The following is a 17,881-nucleotide window of genomic DNA, read 5'->3' on the forward strand; positions in this document are numbered from 1 at the left end:
TGCGATCGCGAACACACAGGGGAGGATCCGATGTCACACCACCGCACGTCACGCCTCACGGCACTGGCCACCACCGTCGTCGTCGCCCTCGGGCTCGGCGTGGCCGCCGCTGCGCCGAGCCCGGCCGACGAGACCACGCCGGGACGCCTGCTGCTCATGCTCGACGCCTCCGGCTCGATGAAGAAGCCCGACCCCTCCGGCCTGAGCAAGATCGAGGCCGCGAAGAAGGCGCTGACCTCGGTCGTCGGCGCCCTGCCGGAGGACAGCCAGGTCGGGCTGCGGGTCTACGGCGCGACGGTCGACAGCAACGGCAAGCCGACGAAGGCCGCCTGCGCGGACAGCCAGGCCGTGGTGCCGGTCGGCGCACTCGACCGGCCCGCCCTGACCAGGGCCATCTCCCGCTTCCGGGCCGTCGGCGAGACCCCCATCGCCTACTCGCTGACCAAGGCGCTGGCCGACCTCGGCCCCACGGGCAAGCGCAACATCGTCCTCGTCTCCGACGGCGAGGAGTCCTGCGTCCCCGACCCGTGCCCCACGGTGAAGAAGCTCGTCGCCGACGGCGTCGACCTGCAGATCGACACCGTGGGCTTCGCGGTCTCGGCGAAGGCCCGCAAGCAGCTGCAGTGCATCGCCGACGCCGGGCGCGGCACCTACTACGACGCCGAGGACGCCGGGGCGCTCGCCACCTCGCTCGGCAAGCTCTCCCAGCGGGCCCTGCGCCCGTTCACGGTCAGCGGCACCCCGGTGGTCGCCACCGAGACCGCCGAGACCGCTCCCGTGCTGACCCCGGGTCAGTACACCGACACCTTCGCCGTGGGGACCGCCCCGCGGTACTACGCGGTGCAGCGCACGGCCGGCTCCACGATCCGCCTCTCCCTCACCGCCCGGCCACCCGCGAACCCCGAGTCCTACTCCACGGAGCGCCTCGACGTCACGGTCATGACGCCCGAGGGCAAGCAGTGCCGCAACGACAACGCGCTGCGCTTCGACCCGGGCCGCCGCGCCGAGGCGGTCGTCTCACAGATCCGCGTCGACGGCCCGGAGGACGCCTCGGACACCGACCCCTGCCACACGGCGACGACGCTGCGGGTCAGCGTCCACCGGCCGAAGGGGGTCGACCAGGACGTCCCCGTCGAGGTCCTCTACATCGAGGAGCCGGCCCTGCGCGACGCCACCGGCCTGCCCGCGACGCTCGAGCCGACCGGGGTGAAGGCCTTGGTCGCGCCCGCCTCGGGCGCCGGGGAGACGGTGGTCGGGGGCGGCGGCTTCTCCGACGCGCTGACGCTGACGCCCGGCACGTACCGCGACACCCTCCTGCCCGCCGAGCAGATCTTCTACCGGGTGCGCCTCGACTGGGGCCAGCGCGCCGCGCTGACCGTCGACGCCCCGGAGCCCGGTGAAAAGCTGACGCTCGGCTCGACCTCGTACACCGGGTTCGCCGTCGACGTCTACGCGCCCGACCGGGCGGTCCTGACCCGCACCTCGGGCGAGCCCCGCAACGCCGGGTCACTCGGCCCGGCGGGCACCTCGCTCCAGCTCACCGAGTACACCCCCGAGGTGCGGTGGGCCAACCGCACGGCCTTCGGCAACGGTCCGTACTCGTTCGTGCAGTTGCGCAAGGCCTCGCTCGCCGGCTACTACTACTTCGCCGTGGGCCGCACCGACGAGCCCGACGGCGCGGACAGCGCCGCCCCGGTCGACGTCCGGCTCCGGGTCGCCGTCGAGGGATCACCCACCGGTGCACCGCAGTACGCCGGCGCGGTCGCGGCCACGGGCCCGTCGACGACGCCCTCGGCCTCCCCCACGCCCTCGGCCTCGACCACTCCCGTGGCGTCCGGCCCGGCCCGTGACAAGGACGACGGCAGCCCGTGGCCGATCGTCGCCGGCGGGGGCCTCGTGGCGCTGCTCGGTGCGGGTGGGGTGCTGTACGCCCTGCGTCGCGGTCGCGGCACGGGGCCGACTCAGCCGCCGGGCGGGTCCCAGGCGTAGCGGCCGTCGTCGCGCTGCCGACAGACCACCGGCTCGCCGGCGATCGTCTCCTCGCGCAGCCCGACGTCGCTGAACGAGCACTCCTGCCCGACCCGGACCACGACCGTCCCCACCTGCACGCTCCCCCGGCTCGTCGACGGGCTGGGCGACGGGGTGGGTGACGGGGACGAGGTCGAGGGTGTTCCGCTCGGAGTCGGCGTGGCCGACCGGGACGGCGAGGCCGTGGGTGTGGGTGTCGTGCCCGGGTCCGGATCGCCGTCGGTGCCGACGGCCCACCAGGCCAGCCCGCCACCCAGGACCAGCACGGCCGCTGCGGCGACGGCCACGAGCGGACGGCGCGGACCGCGCGGTGACCCGGGGCGCGACGCGCTGACCGATAGGTCGTCGGCCTCCGGTGGCGGGGGGATGGTCGGCGCCGCGACCCGGGTCGGCAGGTCGTCGACGGGGTCGACCCGCAGCTGCCGGCGGCCGTCGCCGGGTGCCGGCACGTGGGTGAGCACCTCGACCTCGCCGAGCGCCGCGTCCGTCCACGCGAGCGAGGGGTCGGCGAGCAGGTCGCCGGCGGCCCCGGCCGAGGCCGGCCTTGCGGTGGGGTCGGGGTCGGTGAGGGCGGCGACGGCCGACGCGAGCGCCGGCGGGGTTCCCTCGGGGAGCACTGCCGCGGCCGGGTCGGAGGGGCGGGTGCCGGTGAGCAGGGCCCGGGCCACCTGCCCGGCCGCGTAGAGGTCGACGGCCGGGGCGGGGTCGGCGCCCTCCTCCACCTCGGGCGCGATGTACCCCGGCGTCCCCGTGACGGCCCCGCTACGGGTGAAGCGGGGCCCGTCCTCGTCGACGGCGATGCCGAAGTCGGTGAGCAGCGCGTGCGGACGCCCCGTGCCGGTCGCGACGAGGAGCAGGTTGGCCGGCTTGACGTCCCGGTGGACGAGTCCGGCGCCGTGCACGGACTCCAGGGCCGACAGCAGCTGGCGCAGCAGCTCGGCGACGAGCAGCGGTGGCAACCGGCCGTGGTCGCCGACCAGGCTGGCCGCCGACCCGCCGTCGACGACGGGCATCGTGAAGAGGACGCGGTCGTCCTCCCCCGCCCAGCCGAGTGGGGTCAGGACGTGCGGGTGGCGCACGCGTACGGCCTGCTCGCGCACGAAGCGCAGCAGGGACACCGCGTCGGACTGGCGCAGCACCTTGGCCGCGACCACTCGCTCCTCCCGGCGGTCCCAGACCCGCCAGACCGACCCCATGCCCCCCTCACCGATGAGGTCGAGCAGCTCGTACCTGCCCGCGAAGACCTCACCCACGGCCGGCGAGGTCGGCGGCCTGGCGGAGCAGCGCGGCGAGGGCCGGCGACCCGACCTGCCCTGCGGCGGCCAGCAGCTCCTCGGTGGGCAGCACCCGCCCGAGGGCCCGGGCGGCGGCGGCGGCGTCCGAGGCTGGGTCGCTCGTCAGCGTCGCCTGCTCGGCCCGGATCTCGGCGAGCCGGTGGGCCACGGCGTCCGCCGACAGCCCCGACGCCTGTCGGGCCAGCGCGAGCACGGCCTGCAACCGGTGCACCGCAGCGGGGTTGCCGATCTTGACGCGCTGGCCGCTGAGCAGCTGGGAGAGCATCGGAGCCGAGAGGCCGAGCACCTCGGCGAGGCGCCCCTGGGTCAGGCCGAGGGCTCGGGTCGCCTCCGAGACGAGGTCGGCGAGCGGCGCGCCGTAGAGGCTGCGCTGCTGGTCGAGGGCATCGGCCGAGGTCACGCGCGCCAGTCTAGGCAGGGCCGGCCGACGGGTCAGGCCGGTCGGCCGGCGAGGAAGGCGTCGATCTCCGCCCGGGTGGGGGCGGTGTCGGGGCCGCGCCGGGTGACCTTGAGGGCACCGGCGGCGTTGGCCCGGGCGGCGGCATCCGTCCACGACAGCCCGGCCGCCCGCTCGGCGAGGAGGACGCCGGTGTGCGTGTCGCCCGCCCCGTTGGTGTCGACGGGCCGGCGGGGGTGCCCGGGGACGAAGACCTGGTCCGACCCCTCACGCACGAGGCAGCCGCGCGGGCCGTCGCGCACGATGGTCACGGCCTCCGGGCGCAGCATCCCGGCGACAACCTGCGCGGCCTCGCGGATGCCGCGGACCCCGGCGAGGGCGTCGGCCTCGTCGGCGTTGCCCGTCCACACGTCGGTGCGACCGAGGACCGTGTCGCGGACCCGGGCGTCGGCCTCGACGAAGGCGGCGCCGGGGTCGAGCACGACGACGACGCCGTCGGGGAGGCCCTCGAGCCACTCGACGAGCGGGTCGCGCGTGCGTCCGAGGAGGCTGTAGCCGCTGACGCAGACGAGGTCGCCCGGCTGCGGGTCGCTCGTCTGGAGGGACTGCGCGGTGATGGCGCGCTCGGCCCCCTGCGTCGTGACGAAGGTGCGCTCGGCCGTCGGCTCGACGAGGACGACGCAGACGCCGGTGTCGAGGTCGGGCACGGGCGGCGCGGAGACCTCGATGCCGTCGGCGGCCAGCGCGGCGAGGACGATGTCGCCGTTCGGACCCGTGCCCACCGCCCCGGCATGCACCGCGTGGGCCCCGGAACGAGCGGCGGCGAGCAGGATCGTCACCGCTCCCCCGGCGTACCGGTGGTAGGACCCGGCCATGACGTTGCCGCCGCGCGAGGGCAGCACCGGCACCTCGAGGACGGCGTCGACGAGGGCCTGCGCGGTGTGGATGACGCGGGGGCGGCCATGCGCCGACCCTAGCGGCGAGCGGGGTCAGCACGGGGTCAGCCGACCTCGGTGCGGACCTCGTAGAGCTCGGGGAAGAAGGTGAGGTCGAGGGCACGGCGCAGGAAGTCGACGCCGCTGGAGCCCCCGGTGCCGGTCTTGTGCCCGATGGTGCGCGTGACGACCTGGAGGTGGCGGAAACGCCACTGCTGGAACAGGTCCTCGACGTCGACCAGCTCCTCGCAGGTCTCGTACACCCCCAGTGCTCGTCGGGGGCGGCGTACACCGAGGCGAAGACCTCGACGAGCTCGGGCACGAGCCGGTACGGCGCGGTGACGTCGCGCTCGAGCACGGCCGGCGGCACCGGGTACCCGCGGCGCGCCAGCAGCCGGAGGAACTCGTCGTACAGCGTCGGCTCGGCGAGCAGCGCCTCGAGGCCGACCCGGGCCCGCTCGTCGTGCTCGAAGACCCGCACCATGTCGGCGTTCTTGTTGCCGAGGAGGAACTCGACCGAGCGGTACTGGTCGCTCTGGAAGCCCGAGCTCGTCGCGAGGAAGGGCCGGATGAGGGCGTACTCGCTCGGCGTCAGGGTGGCCAGCACGTCCCACATGTCCACGAGCTGGCGCTGCACGTGCTTGACGCGGGCCAGCCGCTTGAGGGCCGGCGCGAGCTCGTCGGCAGCGAGCAGGGCTCGGGCGGAACGCAGCTCGTGCAGCAGGAGCTTGAGCCACAGCTCGGACACCTGGTGCTGGACGATGAAGAGCAGCTCGTCGTGCTGCGGCGGCTCGCTGCGGGGGTGCTGCGCCGACAGCAGGGTGTCGAGGTCGAGGTAGGCGCCGTAGGACATCGCCGTGCTGAAGTCGCGCGAGATGCCCTCCTCGAGCGCTCGCTGGGCCCGGTCGACCGCGTCGTCGTTCATGGCGGCCATCGTGCCACCGCGCTCAGCGACCCGCCGACCACCCGGCGAGCACGCGGGCGGCCACGGCGCCGGGGTCGGCGTCGCCGGCGTCGACGAGCAGGTCGACGCCCGCCGGGTCGACGACGGCCGGACGCACCGGCGCCCCGCTCTTCGCGAGGTCCCGCGCCAGCCCCCGGGCCCGCACCCGGTCGGCGAGCACCTCCTCCCCGACCGACAGCCAGCAGGTCGTGACGGACGACGCACCGGCCCCGGCACCCCAGGCCGACCACGTCCCGCCGACGGCCTCGCGGGTGAACGGCGCGACGGCCACGACATCGACCCCGGTCCCGAGGCAGTCGGCGACCACCGTTGCGAGACAGGCGTACCGCGCATCACGCAGGGCGACGAAGCGCGGAGCGTCGAGGTCGACCGGCTCGCCGACGAGCACGGCCACCGCCTCGACGAGCGGCGTCGTCACGCTGTCGAGGTCGACGAGGGCCGCCCCGGCCGAGCGGGCCACGAGCGACCCGACGGTCGTCTTGCCCGAGCCCGGGGGGCCGCCCACGCAGAGCAGCCGACCCGGGCCTCCCGATCCCGTCATCAGGACGACGAGCCGACCGCGCCCCGGTACCACTCGGGGCCGATGAGCGAGGCGACCTCGGCCGGATCGACCGGCGTCCAGGCCGGCGCGCCCCGGCCTTCGAGCACCTCGGCGAGCTCGTCGAGGCGACGGGCGGCCAGCTCGGCACCGGCCGCCCGGGCCGGCGCGTCCATCCGTCCGACGGCGTCGCCCCAGATGGCCCGACCGGCCATGAAGCCGCTGCAGCCGTGGTCGGCGGCGACGTCGAGCTGGGTCCGGAAGCCCTCGTAGGTCACGCCCGCCGAGAGCAGCACCCACGGTCCGTCGATGGCGGAGTCCATTGCGGCACAGGCCTCGTGGGCGGCATCGAGGTCGTCGAGGTCGACGACGGGGAACTCGACCTTCATGATGTCGGCACCCGCCTGCCGGAACGAGCGGGCCGAGGAGAGCACGCTGCTGCGCCGAACCGCCTGGACGGCCGGGTCGGCGGTGTCCTCGTCACCGACCGGGAACCACAGGGGCTCGACGACGAGCGGCATCTGCTGGGCCCGGCACTGCGCCGCGGCCTCGGCGACGACCGCGTGCTGTCGGGCCACGAGCTCCTCGTCCTGGTCCTCCCGGTGGAAGACGACGAGCTTGGCCGCGTCGACCCCGAGCGTCGCGAGGACGGCGGGGTCCCAGCCCGGCTTGAGCCGCAGCTCGGTGTCGAAGCCGACCGCGCTGTCGGGCCGGTAGTAGAGGTCCTCGATGCCGCTGACCAGCCCGACGTCGCCGGGCACCGCCCCGGCGGCCACGGACTGCCCGAGGCTCCACACGGGGTCCAGCAGGACGGACGTCGCGTGCTGCGAGAGGGCTCGCACCATCTCGAGCTTGGACTCGACGACCTCCTCGAACCGCACGGCGGACAGGTCGGCGTCGAAGAGCTTGAGGTAGTTCTCGGGATGGTCGATGGCCATCGTGCGGATGTGACCGGAGGCGTCGCACAGGCGGGCGAGGCGGCGGTGCAGGCCGATCGTGGAGGGACTGGGGACTCGGGGTGTTGACAGCGCTGTCATACCGCCATACCTTACGAGACAGCAGGTTCTCCGACAAGAGTCGGACGCAGTTGACAGCGCTGTCGCAGGGCGAGGAGGCCCCCGTTGCTCGTCGTGACCCCCAACACGTGCATCGACGTGACGACGTGGCTCGCCACGCTCGCGCCGGGCACCGTGAGCCGCTCGACCCGCACGGCCTCGACCGCCGGCGGCAAGGGGGTCAACGTCTGCCGCAGCCTGCGGGCCCTCGGTCGCAGCCCGCGGCTCGTCGGCCTCTCCCCCGCCGACGACCCCCGCCTCGAGCAGCTGCTCGCCGCCGAGGGCACCGCCTTCGTCCCCGTGCGGCACCGCGGCCAGGGGCGCATCGCGATGATCTTCCTCGAGGAGGAGGGCCGCGTCACGGTCGTCAACGGTCGCGGACCCGAGCCCGAGGACTGGGACCCCTCCGCCCTGCTCCCCCGCGTCCGCGCCGAGCTCGACGCCGCCCCGGCCGTCGCCTGCTCCGGCTCCCTCCCGCCCGGCCTGCCCGACACCACCTACGCCGAGGTCGTCGCCGCAGCCCACGAGCGGGGCATCGAGGCCTACGTCGACGCCGCGCCCGCCGTCCTCGCCGCGACCCTCGCCGCCGGACCCGACCTCGTGAGCCCCAACGTCGGCGAGGCCGAGGCCCTGCTCCACGGACGCACCGACGAGGCCGTCGAGGAGTCCGGAGACGACCTCGTCGAGCGCTGCGTCGACGCGGCCCGCGAGCTCCACGCCCGCGGCGCCCGACGGGCGGTCGTGACGGCCGGGTCGCACGGCGCGGCCCTCGTCACCCCTGCCGGCACCTGGTGGCTCGGCGCCGCGCGCGTGCCGGTCGCCAACCCCATCGGTGCGGGCGACTCCTTCCTCGCCGGCACGTCCGACGCGCTCGTCGGCGGGGCCGGCGACGTCGAGGCGGTCCGGTACGGGATGGCCGTCGCCGCCGCGGCCGTGCAGCACGAGGTCGGCGGGATGCTCGACCCGGCGCTCGTCGCCCCCGCCCTCGCGGCCCTCCCCGCGGCGGTGACGGCATGAGCCGGCCCACGATCTACGACGTCGCCCGCGAGTCCGGGTTCTCGATCAAGACCGTCTCCCGCGTCATCAACGAGGCGCCCAACGTGCGCAAGGAGACCGTCGACCGCGTGCGCGCCGCGATCGAGCTCCTCCAGTACCACCCCGACCCGGCCGCCCAGCGGCTCGGCGGCGGCAAGCTGCCGACCATCGGCGTCCTCGTCGACTCCATCGACGACCCGTTCTTCGCCCAGGTCGTCGCGGTCATCGAGGCGCGCGCGATGGACGTCGGGATGGACGTCCTCGTCGCCTCCACCGGCATGGACGAGACCCGTCTGCGGATGCAGATCCAGCGCCTCGCCCGCCGCGGTGTCGCCGGCCTCGTCGTCGCACCCTTCGGTGAGCCCGAGCACGTCTCGGCCGCCCTCCCCGACGACGTCCCCGTCGTCGTCATCGACCGCCGGTGCGGCGTCACCGACAAGGACGTCGTGCGCGTCACCGACGAGCAGGGGGCCACCGACGCGGTGCGTCACCTCGTCGCCCGGGGCCACCGGCGCATCGGCTTCCTCGGCAAGACCTCCGCGTTCAACACCCTCGAGGACCGCTACACCGGATACGAGAAGGCCCTGGCCGAGGCCGGCATCGAGGTCGACGCACGCCTCGTCGAGACCCGTGCGTGGACCGCCGACGAGGCCTACCCGTACGCCCTCGCGATGCTCGCGACCGCCGACGCCCCCACCGCGGTCTTCGCGGCCAGCCCGATGATGGGCCTCGGCGTGCTGCGCGCCCAGCAGCGCCTGCACCGTCAGGACGTCGCCCTCGTCATCTTCGGCGACTACCCCGTCGCCGAGCTGATGACGCCGCCCACGACGGTCATCGACCAGCGGCCGAGCGCCCTGGCGGACACCGCGTTCGACCTGCTCGCCCGCCGCATCCAGGACCCCGCTGCCGAGGTCCTCGACACCGTCCTGCCCACCCTCCTCGTGCCCCGCGGCTCGGGCGAGCTGGCCCCGAGGGCCGACTCGTGAGCACCGTCGACCTCGGGTTCGACCTCGGCACCACGGTGACCAAGGTCAGCGCCGTCGCCGACGACGGCAGGCGCCTGCTCGACCACTCGCTCGCCACCGCGTGGCGCGAGACCGGGGAGGGCCGCGTCGACCGCAGCCCGGCGTCCGTCGTCGAGGCCGTCGAGGTGCTGCTCGGCCGGGTCGCCGCCGACCTGCCCCCGGGCACCACCGTCCGCTCGGTCGGCTTCACGTCGATGGCCGAGGCCGGTGTCCTCGTCGACGCCGCCGGCCGCGAGCAGTCGCCGGTCATCGCCTGGTACGACCCCCGCGGGTCGGCGCAGGCGGCGGCCCTGCCCGCCGACCTCCGGCACGCCTTCCCGGCGCGCACCGGCCTGCCCGTCAGCCACGTCGCCTCGCTCTTCAAGCTGCTCCACCTGCGCGACGAGGGCCTCGACCTGCGCGGCCTCCAGTGGCTCTCGGTGCCCGAGTTCGTCGTCCTGCGCCTCGGTGGCCGGCGCGTCGCCGAGCTGTCGCTGCTCGGGCGCACCGGCCTGCTCGACGTCCACACCGACCGTCCGTGGCTCCCGGCCCTCGAGCACCTGGGGGTCGGACCCGACCTGCTCCCCGAGGTCGTCGCCGCCGGCACCCCGGCCGGCACCGTGCGCGACGACCACCCCGTCATCGCGCTGCGGGGCGCCGTCCTCACCATCGCCGGGCACGACCACGCCGTGGCGGCCGCCGCGACCGGTTGCGGCGCACCGGGATCGGCCCTCGACAGTTTCGGGACCGCCGAGGCCTGGCTCGCGTCGGCATCGCACGTCCCCGAGCCCGCCGTCGTCCGCGACCTCGCCCTGCGCGGCATCTCCGTGTACCCGCACACCGTGCGCGGGCCACCGGCTTCATCGGCGGCACACGCACCGGGCTGGTGCTCAAGCGGGTGCAGCAGGTCCTCGGCGCCGAGCACGACCCGGCCCGCTCGGCCCTCGACGCCGCCACCCTCGCCCTCGCCCCGGCGACACCGCCGACGTCACCGTCACCGGGTACGCGATGGAGGACCACGCGGTCGACATCCACCTCGGGTCCGAGGCGCACACCCCGGCCCACGTGTGGCGCGCCGCCATCGACGGCGGCACCGCCCGGGGCCGCGAGCTCGTCGCCACCCTGCGCGAGGCCGGCGTCCCGGTCGACCGCCTCGTGGTCGCCGGCGGCTGGACCCGGATGCGGTCGGTGCTCGCCGCCCGCCAGGACCTCGCGCCGGTCGTCGAGGTCTCCGCCGTCGACCAGCCCGGCACGTGGGGCGCCGCCCGGTTCGGCGCCTGGGCGGCCCTGCACGCCGACACCGCCGGCCCCGACCCCCGACCCCCGCGGAGTGGTTCACCGACCACCTCGCCCCCGTATCCCAGCAGCCCACCCAGGAGGCAACCGCATGACCACCATCGGACTCGACGCCATCGCCACCGAGGCCGGCACCTTCGCCGTCCTCGCGATGGACCAGCGCGGCACCCTGCGCCGCATGCTCGACGCGGTCGGCCGCGCCGACACCACCGACGAGGAGATCATCGCCTTCAAGCGCGACAAGATCGCCTCCCTCGCGGGCAGCGCCTCGGCGTTCCTCGTCGACCCGACCTTCGGCCTCCCGGGGCGCACGCCGCCGAGACGTCCGAGAGCTTCGGCCTGCTGCTCGCCGCCGAGCCGTCCAGCCGCGGGACGCACGAGGGCGAGCCCACCGTCTCGCTCGACCCCGCGCAGGACGCGGCCTGGGTGCGCGACAGCGGCGCCCACGCGATGAAGTTCCTCGTCCAGGTCCGGGCCGACCGGCGGCCCGGCGCCGACGGCCGCGACACCACGGCCGAGGCCGTCCAGGTGATGCGCGCGCTCGTGGCCGACTGCGCGTCGGTCGGCATCCCCTCGGTCATCGAGAACCTCATCTTCCCGCTGGCCGGCGAGGAGCCCCTCTCCCCGAGGCCCGCGCCGACGCCATCATCGAGGCCGCTGTGCTCATCGACCAGCTCAACCCGAGCCTGTTGAAGCTCGAGTACCCCGGCAGTCCCGAGGCGTGCCGCCGTCTCGCCGAGCGCATCTCGGCGCCGTGGGCCGTCCTCTCGGCCGGCGTCTCCTCCGACGAGTTCGCCGACGTGCTGCGGGTCAGCTGTGACGAGGGCGGGGCCAGCGGCTTCATCGCCGGCCGCTCCGTGTGGCGCGAGGCGGTCGCGATGGACCACGCCGAGCGCGTCGCGTTCCTCTCCGACACCGGGCGCCGTCGCCTCGACGAGTACCGCTCCATCATCGAGGGCCGGGCCCGCTCGTACCGGGAGTCGGCGGCATGAGCCCCCGGTTCGAGGCCAGGGGTCTGAGCCGCAAGTTCGGGCGCGTGCAGGCGCTCGACCAGGCCGACTTCGACGTCGAGGCCGGCGAGGTCGTCGCGCTCATCGGTGACAACGGCGCCGGCAAGTCGACGCTCGTCAAGGCGCTGACCGGCAACCTCGACGTCGACGCGGGCGAGGTCCGCTTCGAGGGCGAGCCGGTGCACTTCGCCACGCCGCAGGACGCCTCGCGGCTCGGCATCGAGGTCGTCCACCAGGACCTCGCGCTCGCCCCCCACCTCGACGCCGCGCAGAACATGTTCCTCGGCCGCGAGGTGATGCGCCCCGGCGTGCTCGGACACCTCGGCTTCATGGACACCCCGCAGATGCGCAAGCGCTCGGCCCAGGCCTTCACCGAGCTCGGGTCGGCGGTGCGCAGCGTCGTGACGCCGGTCGGCTCGATGTCCGGTGGCCAGAAGCAGACCGTGGCCATCGCCCGCGCCGTCGCGTGGGCCGACAAGGTCCTCTTCCTCGACGAGCCCACCGCCGCACTGGGCGTCATCCAGACCCGCAACGTCCTCGACACCATCCGCAAGGTGCGCGACCGCGGCATCTCGGTGGTCCTCATCTCACACTCGATGCCCCACGTGCTCGAGGTCGCCGACCGCATCCAGGTGCTGCGCCTCGGCCGGCGGGTGGCCACGTACCGCGCGGCCGACACGAGCATCGAGGAGCTGGTGGGCGCCATGACCGGAGCCCTCGACCCGAAGGAGGGAGCAGCGTGAGCACCCAGACCGGCACCCCCACGACGCCGTCGACCATCGAGACCAGCGCCGACCACGGCAGCCTGACCGAGCGGGTCAAGGCCATGCAGTCGGTGTGGATCCTCGGGTCCTGCTCGTCATCGTCGCCGTCTTCGGCGTCATGTCCCCGAGCACCTTCCTCACGACCGGCAACCTGACGAACATCGCGCAGAACGTGTCCATCTGGGCCGTTCTCGCGGTCGGGATGACCTTCGTCATCATCACCTCGGGCATCGACCTCTCGGTCGGCTCGGTCCTCGTCGTCTCCTCGGTCGTCTCGGCCAAGGTCATGGAGTCGATGGGCGACAACGGGTGGTCCACGGCCCTCGTCGGGCTCGGGCTCGCCGTCGTCGTCGGCGTCTTCTGGGGCGCCCTCAACGGGTTCCTCGTCGCCAAGGCGAACGTCCCGCCGCTCATCGTCACCCTCGGCACGCTCTCGGTCGCCCTCGGCGTCGCGCAGATCGCCACCGGGGGGCTCGACATCCGCTCGGCCCCGCAGGTGCTCCAGGACAACATCGGCTACGGCCGGCTGGCGGGCATCCCGGCCATCAGCATCATCGCGCTGATCATCGTCATCATCGGCGGGATCATGTTGCACCGCACCCGTTTCGGTCGCTACACCTACGCGATCGGCTCGAACGAGACCTCGGCGCGCCGGGTCGGCATCAACGTCGACCGCAAGCTCGTCCAGATCTACGCGCTGTCCGGCTTCCTCGCCGGCATCGCCGGCATCCTCTCGCTCGCCCAGTACGGGACGACGACGATCGCCGGCCAGTCCCTGACCAACCTCAACGTCATCGCGGCGGTCGTCATCGGCGGCACGTCCATCTTCGGCGGCCAGGGGTCGATGTTCGGCTCGATGGTCGGCCTCTTCATCCCGGCGGTCCTCCAGTCCGGGTTCGTCATCGTCGGCGTCTCCCCGTACTGGCAGACCGTCGCCGTCGGCTCGATCCTCATCACCGCCGTCTACGTCGACCAGCACCGGCGGGCCGCCGCCGTGCGCGGCGGATGACGGTCCTCTCGACCCTGCACCACCCGACAACGAAGTCACCCAGAAAGGCACGACCCATGCGAAGCACCCTCAGGTTCACCGCTGCCGGACTCGGAGCAGCCCTCGCCCTCGCGGCCTGCTCCACCGGCGCACCGTCGACCAGCTCGTCGTCCGGTACCAGCGGTGGCAACGACAACAAGAACATCGCCTTCGTCCAGGGCGTGGCCGGGGACGAGTTCTACATCACCATGCAGTGCGGCATCGAGGCCAAGGCCAAGGAGCTCGGCTACACGGTGACCACCCAGGGTCCGCAGAAGTTCGACCCGACCCTCCAGAAGCCGATCGTCGACTCGGTCACCGCGTCCAAGCCGGCCGCGCTGCTCGTCGCACCGACCGACGTCCAGGCCATGCAGGCCCCGCTGCAGCAGGCCGCGGCCGCCGGCATCAAGGTCGTGCTCGTCGACACCACCGTCAACGACCCCTCGTTCGCCGTCTCCGAGATCAGCTCGGACAACGTCGGCGGCGGGAAGGCGGCCTTCGAGGCCATCAAGGCGGCCAAGCCGAGCGGCGGCAAGGTGCTCGTCATCTCCACCGACCCCGGTGTCTCCACCGTCGACGCCCGCGTCAAGGGCTTCGAGGACGCGGCGAAGGCCGACAGCTCGTTCAACTACCTCGGCGTCCAGTACAGCCACAACGACCCGGCGACCGCGGCGAACCTCGTCTCGTCGGCGCTGCAGAAGGACCCCGACATCGTCGGCATCTTCGCGACCAACCTCTTCTCCGCCGAGGGCTCGGCCACCGGTGTCCGCCAGGCCGGTGCCAAGGACCTGACGATCGTCGGCTTCGACGCCGGCCCGAACCAGATCAAGGCCCTCCAGGACGGCACCGTCCAGGCCCTCGTGGCCCAGCAGCCCGGCACCATCGGCACCGACGGTGTCGAGCAGGCCGTCGCGGCCCTGACCGGCAAGTCCGTCGAGAAGAAGATCCAGACCGGCTTCACCATCATCACCAAGGACAACCTGTCCGGTGAGGGTGGCCAGGCGGCCTACAAGTCGACCTGCTGAGGCAGGTCCCCGACCGCGGGGTCGCCACCAGCCGTGAGGGCGGTGGCGGCCCCGCTCCGCGTCCCGGGTCGGGCGGTGCCGGTCAGCCCGTCGTGACGTCGACGAGGGCGGCGTGCCCCCGCGCGTCGACGCGCACGGTGGCGACGGCCGTACCGGCCTGCACCGCCGAGGTGACCGACGACGCCTCGTCCTGCGGCAGCCAGAGGCTCTCGATGCCGCACCGCAGCCGCCAGCCGGAGTCGTCGCACCGCAGGTAGCGGCCCTGCTCCGGAGGCGTGCGGCGGACGGGCCCACCGACCCACACGGCGCCCTCGCGGGTGAGGGTGACGTACGCGGTCCCGCGCTCGCCCTCGACCGCCGCGACCGACGGGCCGTCGCCGAGGCCGGAGCTGCCGGGCAGGTCGGGGTAGGACAGGTCGACGTACGCGCCGCGGCCGGGGTCGACGGGGTCGACGGCCGCCACCCGCAACCGGACCTCCTCCCCGTGAGGCGGGCCGAGAGCGGGGCCCACACGGCCACGCCGACGAGCACCAGCTGGGCGGCGGCCGCCGCCACGACACGGGTCGTGCGGGGGGTCATGACGCGCCGCCGCCCTGCTCGGCGAGCAGCCGGCGGCGACCGCGGTCCGCGAGGACACCGGTGCCGAGGAGCACCACCCCCACCGCGAGGAACAGGACCGCTCCGGAGAGGATCGGGGCGAAGACCGCGAAGGCCTGGGTGGTCGTGAAGAGCACGAGGGCCGCTGTGGCAGCCCAGGTGAGCCGGTCGGAGTCGCGCGCCCCGCCGAGCACGGCGTAGCCGCTGGCGACCGCGAGGTAGACGACGACCGCCACGACGGCCCGCAGCCAGTCGCCCGGCGTGAGGTCGGAGGCGACGCCCGGTTCGGCGGACGCGCGCCACAGGGCGAGGAGGACGACGAGCACGAGGCCGAGGGCGGACAGGCCGACCTCGAGGCGGTCGAGTCGCTCGCCACGGAGCACGGCCACGACCCCGAGGACCAGGGCGAGCCCGAGGGCCACCCACAGCAGCGGTGTGCCGGAGCCGGTCTCCTGGGCGAACGGCAGCGCCGCGCCGAAGAGTGCACCGAGCGTGAGCAGGCCGCCGACCTCACGCCACGGGACGCCGAGGGGCCGCCAACCGGTCGCGCGGGCGGGCAGGCGCCGATGGAGAACACCGACGGCGACGGCGACGAGGGCCGCGGTGGCGAGGGCGAGCGTGACCGAGAGGACGTCGGACGAGGCGTCGACGGTGTGCCAGACGAGCCAGAAGGCCGCGAGACCGATGCCGACGACGGCCGGCCCCACCCCGGCGACCGCGTAGGCGTACAGCAGCGCCCCGAGCGCCCAGACCCCACGAGCGCAGGCTCGTAGGCGGCGACCTGGAGGCTCTGTGCGGCCTGGAAGACGACGGCACCGAAGGCCGCCACCACGAGGAGGCGGACCGCGCCCACCACGGGTGACGCGACGTCACCGAGCCGCTCACGCCGGGACTGGAGGACCTCGGCGACCACGAGGAGGCCGAGCCAGAGGACGGTGACGACGACGAACCGCACGAGCGGCGACATCTGGTCGAGGTTCGCGGCGACCGTCCAGATCAGGCCGACCCCGACGAACAACGCCCCGAGCGTGAGCACGATGCGGGACAGGGTGACGCGGCGGTGGGCGACGTAACGCTCCCGGATGGCGGCCGTCGTCGTGTCGTCGACGAGGCCCTCTGCCCGCCACGTGGCGAGCTGGGCGTCCAGCCAGGCCAGCTGGGCGGGCGTGACCGTGGTGTGGGGGCGCGGCGGACGGTCACCGTTGCCGGGCGCGGAGTGGGACGGGGCGGAGGTGGGTGGCGCGGACATCGCGGCCTCCTGGTGCGAGAGGGCGCCCTGGCGGGGCCGCTTCCAGTGTCCCGCCGGCGCACCCGTCGCGCCATGAGCACGGTCACTCGGGCGCGCCGCCGGCCCGAGGTGACGGGTGCAGCGCCCGGGTGTCCTGGATCTGGTCGCTGCCACCGGAGTCCGGACGATCGTCAGGTGCGGCAGGGCGCGGCGTCCGACGGGTCGGGGGCGGGGACCGCCCGGGCGGGCGCGGAAGGGCGCAGCCGCGCGGCGACCGCGGCCCGCACCGGCGCCTGGGAGACGAGCACGCTGCCGAGCACGAGCACCATCGCGACGAGGTGCACCGGCCCGAACGACTCGGCGAGCAGCACCACCCCGAGGACCGTCCCCACGACCGGGTTGAGCAGCCCGACGACGGCGACCGCCCCCGCGTCCATCCGGGTGAGGCCGCGGAACCACACGACGTAGCCGACGACCGACCCGACCAGCCCGAGGTAGGCCAGGGCCAGCAGCGCCGGCAGGTCGAGGGCCGGTGGGGCGCCCTCGGTCACGGCGGCCACCGGGACGAGCAGCAGGCCACCCACCACCAGCTGCCACGACGTGGTGACGAGGACCCGCCCGGGCGCGGTCCAGCGCTTCACGAGGACGAACCCGACCGACGCCGACACGACGGCACCGACGGACGCCGCGACACCGACGGGGTCGACCGGACCGATGTTGTCGTTCTGCCAGACGAGGAGCACGACCCCGCCGATCCCGACGACGGCCGCGAGCAGGGTGACGAGGGGCTGGCGCTCCCCGAGCGCCAACCACGCGACGCCCATGACGACGAGCGGGGAGACGGCGGTCAGGGTCGCCCCCAGGCCGCTCGGCAGCCGGTAGGCCGCCACGTAGAGCAGCCCGAAGAAGACGGCGTGGTTGAGGGTGCCCAGCACCAGGGCCCGTCCCCACCAGCGACCCCGGGGCAGCTCGCGCAACCAGAGCAGCATGAGCAGGCCGGCGGGCAGCAGGCGCATCGCCGCGGAGAACATCGGACGTCCCGGCGGCAGCCAGAGCTGGGTGACGGCGTCGGTCGACCCCCACACCACCGGTGCGACCGCCGTGAGCAGCACCGTGCGGACCATCCTCGAACCATCTTCCACGGAAGGCATATTACCTTCCGTGGAAGATAGAGTCCAGCCATGGACCACGTGGCCACCGTGCACGACCAGTGGCGCACCGAGCGCCCCGACCTCGACACCACCCCGCTGCTCGTCATCGGACGCATCCACCGGCTCGCCGCCGCGCTGACCCCCGAGCTGACCGCCGTGTACGCCGAGTTCGGCCTCGGGGAGGGCGAGTTCGACGTGCTGGCCACCCTTCGCCGGCAGGGCGCGCCCTTCACGCTCACCCCCGGGGAGCTCTCCGACCGGACGATGGTAACCTCCGGCGCCGTCAGCAAGCGCCTCGACCGGCTCGAGGAACGCGGCCTCGTCGAGCGCCGGGCGAGCACCGCCGACGGCCGGTCCCGTCCCGTCACCCTGACGCCCGCCGGGCGGGACCTCATCGACGACGCCATGACCGCGCACACCGCCAACGAGGCCCGCCTGCTCGCCGCCCTCCCCGCCCGCGACCGCGACGCCCTCGCCCGGCTGCTCGGCCGGCTCGCCGAGTCGCTCGGGGTGTGAGCGAGGACTCGCCCCG

The 17,881-nt window shown here is 74.4% G+C and carries 20 protein-coding genes and 2 pseudogenes; 12 read left to right on the forward strand and 10 right to left on the reverse strand.

The window, feature by feature from the left end; translation table 11 throughout:
* The first annotated feature begins 30 nt into the window (after positions 1-30).
* A complete protein-coding gene (locus G7075_RS10790; protein WP_166121718.1) occupies positions 31-1,989 on the forward strand; it encodes a VWA domain-containing protein in 1,959 nt (652 codons plus the stop codon).
* Here the strand turns inward: G7075_RS10790 and G7075_RS10795 are convergent.
* From G7075_RS10795 to G7075_RS10820, 6 genes and pseudogenes are all read right to left on the reverse strand, one after another.
* Positions 1,962-3,281, reverse strand: coding sequence for a serine/threonine-protein kinase (locus G7075_RS10795; RefSeq protein WP_166121720.1), 1,320 nt, complete (start codon positions 3,279-3,281; stop codon positions 1,962-1,964). The two genes, G7075_RS10790 and G7075_RS10795, sit on opposite strands and share 28 nt — an antisense overlap.
* On the reverse strand, positions 3,274-3,723 hold the full coding sequence (locus tag G7075_RS10800; protein ID WP_166121722.1) for a DNA-binding protein: 450 nt from the start codon (positions 3,721-3,723) through the stop codon (positions 3,274-3,276). The genes G7075_RS10795 and G7075_RS10800 overlap by 8 nt, the downstream gene beginning before the upstream one ends.
* 32 nt (positions 3,724-3,755) lie before the next feature.
* Complete coding sequence (locus G7075_RS10805; RefSeq protein ID WP_240917545.1) at positions 3,756-4,628, reverse strand: PfkB family carbohydrate kinase; 873 nt, start codon at positions 4,626-4,628, stop codon at positions 3,756-3,758.
* 92 nt (positions 4,629-4,720) lie between these two features.
* A pseudogene (locus tag G7075_RS10810) lies at positions 4,721-5,580 on the reverse strand (tryptophan 2,3-dioxygenase).
* Between the two features lie 22 nt (positions 5,581-5,602).
* Entirely contained in the window at positions 5,603-6,124 is a 522-nt protein-coding gene (locus tag G7075_RS10815; RefSeq protein ID WP_166121724.1) for an AAA family ATPase, read from the reverse strand.
* A gap of 35 nt (positions 6,125-6,159) precedes the next feature.
* Positions 6,160-7,095, reverse strand: coding sequence for a hypothetical protein (locus G7075_RS10820; protein WP_166121726.1), 936 nt, complete (start codon positions 7,093-7,095; stop codon positions 6,160-6,162).
* Between the two features lie 192 nt (positions 7,096-7,287).
* On the opposite strand from G7075_RS10820, the gene G7075_RS10825 reads away from it, so the two are divergent.
* From G7075_RS10825 to G7075_RS10870, 10 genes are read left to right on the forward strand one after another with little or no spacing between them, the layout of a single operon-like run.
* A complete protein-coding gene (locus tag G7075_RS10825) occupies positions 7,288-8,229 on the forward strand; it encodes a 1-phosphofructokinase family hexose kinase (protein WP_240918040.1) in 942 nt (313 codons plus the stop codon).
* Entirely contained in the window at positions 8,226-9,233 is a 1,008-nt protein-coding gene (locus G7075_RS10830; protein ID WP_166121730.1) for a LacI family DNA-binding transcriptional regulator, read from the forward strand. Before G7075_RS10825 ends, G7075_RS10830 begins: the two co-directional genes overlap by 4 nt.
* The gene (locus G7075_RS10835; RefSeq protein WP_166121732.1) at positions 9,230-10,642 is read left to right on the forward strand and encodes an FGGY family carbohydrate kinase; all 1,413 of its coding nucleotides are present in this window, start codon (positions 9,230-9,232) and stop codon (positions 10,640-10,642) included. Before G7075_RS10830 ends, G7075_RS10835 begins: the two co-directional genes overlap by 4 nt.
* Positions 10,639-11,001, forward strand: coding sequence for a hypothetical protein (locus G7075_RS10840; protein WP_166121734.1), 363 nt, complete (start codon positions 10,639-10,641; stop codon positions 10,999-11,001). Before G7075_RS10835 ends, G7075_RS10840 begins: the two co-directional genes overlap by 4 nt.
* Positions 10,974-11,240, forward strand: coding sequence for a hypothetical protein (locus G7075_RS10845; protein ID WP_166117780.1), 267 nt, complete (start codon positions 10,974-10,976; stop codon positions 11,238-11,240). Before G7075_RS10840 ends, G7075_RS10845 begins: the two co-directional genes overlap by 28 nt.
* Positions 11,207-11,539 (forward strand): hypothetical protein, encoded by a 333-nt coding sequence (locus tag G7075_RS10850; RefSeq protein WP_166121736.1) that lies wholly within the window; start codon positions 11,207-11,209, stop codon positions 11,537-11,539. The genes G7075_RS10845 and G7075_RS10850 overlap by 34 nt, the downstream gene beginning before the upstream one ends.
* The gene (locus G7075_RS10855; protein WP_166121738.1) at positions 11,536-12,300 is read left to right on the forward strand and encodes an ATP-binding cassette domain-containing protein; all 765 of its coding nucleotides are present in this window, start codon (positions 11,536-11,538) and stop codon (positions 12,298-12,300) included. Before G7075_RS10850 ends, G7075_RS10855 begins: the two co-directional genes overlap by 4 nt.
* Positions 12,297-12,476 (forward strand): hypothetical protein, encoded by a 180-nt coding sequence (locus G7075_RS10860; protein ID WP_166121740.1) that lies wholly within the window; start codon positions 12,297-12,299, stop codon positions 12,474-12,476. Before G7075_RS10855 ends, G7075_RS10860 begins: the two co-directional genes overlap by 4 nt.
* Positions 12,440-13,330 (forward strand): ABC transporter permease, encoded by an 891-nt coding sequence (locus G7075_RS10865; RefSeq protein ID WP_205860477.1) that lies wholly within the window; start codon positions 12,440-12,442, stop codon positions 13,328-13,330. Before G7075_RS10860 ends, G7075_RS10865 begins: the two co-directional genes overlap by 37 nt.
* A gap of 56 nt (positions 13,331-13,386) precedes the next feature.
* On the forward strand, positions 13,387-14,373 hold the full coding sequence (locus tag G7075_RS10870) for an ABC transporter substrate-binding protein (protein WP_166121745.1): 987 nt from the start codon (positions 13,387-13,389) through the stop codon (positions 14,371-14,373).
* An 82-nt stretch (positions 14,374-14,455) separates the two neighbouring features.
* Here the strand turns inward: G7075_RS10870 and G7075_RS20310 are convergent, their stop codons facing one another.
* From G7075_RS20310 to G7075_RS10885, 4 genes and pseudogenes are all read right to left on the reverse strand, one after another.
* Positions 14,456-15,010 (reverse strand): GDYXXLXY domain-containing protein, encoded by a 555-nt coding sequence (locus tag G7075_RS20310; RefSeq protein WP_256378021.1) that lies wholly within the window; start codon positions 15,008-15,010, stop codon positions 14,456-14,458.
* Positions 14,949-15,677, reverse strand: coding sequence for a hypothetical protein (locus G7075_RS20315; RefSeq protein WP_205860478.1), 729 nt, complete (start codon positions 15,675-15,677; stop codon positions 14,949-14,951). The genes G7075_RS20310 and G7075_RS20315 overlap by 62 nt, the downstream gene beginning before the upstream one ends.
* Positions 15,678-15,736: 59 nt before the next feature.
* Positions 15,737-16,219, reverse strand: a pseudogene (locus G7075_RS22765) (DUF2157 domain-containing protein); the annotation flags it as partial.
* Between the two features lie 170 nt (positions 16,220-16,389).
* Entirely contained in the window at positions 16,390-17,322 is a 933-nt protein-coding gene (locus tag G7075_RS10885) for a DMT family transporter (RefSeq protein ID WP_240917546.1), read from the reverse strand.
* Between the two features lie 57 nt (positions 17,323-17,379).
* Here G7075_RS10885 and G7075_RS10890 point away from each other — a divergent pair, with 57 nt between their 5' ends.
* The gene (locus G7075_RS10890) at positions 17,380-17,865 is read left to right on the forward strand and encodes a MarR family winged helix-turn-helix transcriptional regulator (RefSeq protein ID WP_166121749.1); all 486 of its coding nucleotides are present in this window, start codon (positions 17,380-17,382) and stop codon (positions 17,863-17,865) included.
* The last annotated feature ends 16 nt before the right edge of the window (positions 17,866-17,881 follow it).

The sequence above is a fragment of the Phycicoccus sp. HDW14 genome, from assembly GCF_011383005.1.
Taxonomy (GTDB): Bacteria; Actinomycetota; Actinomycetes; order Actinomycetales; family Dermatophilaceae; genus Phycicoccus.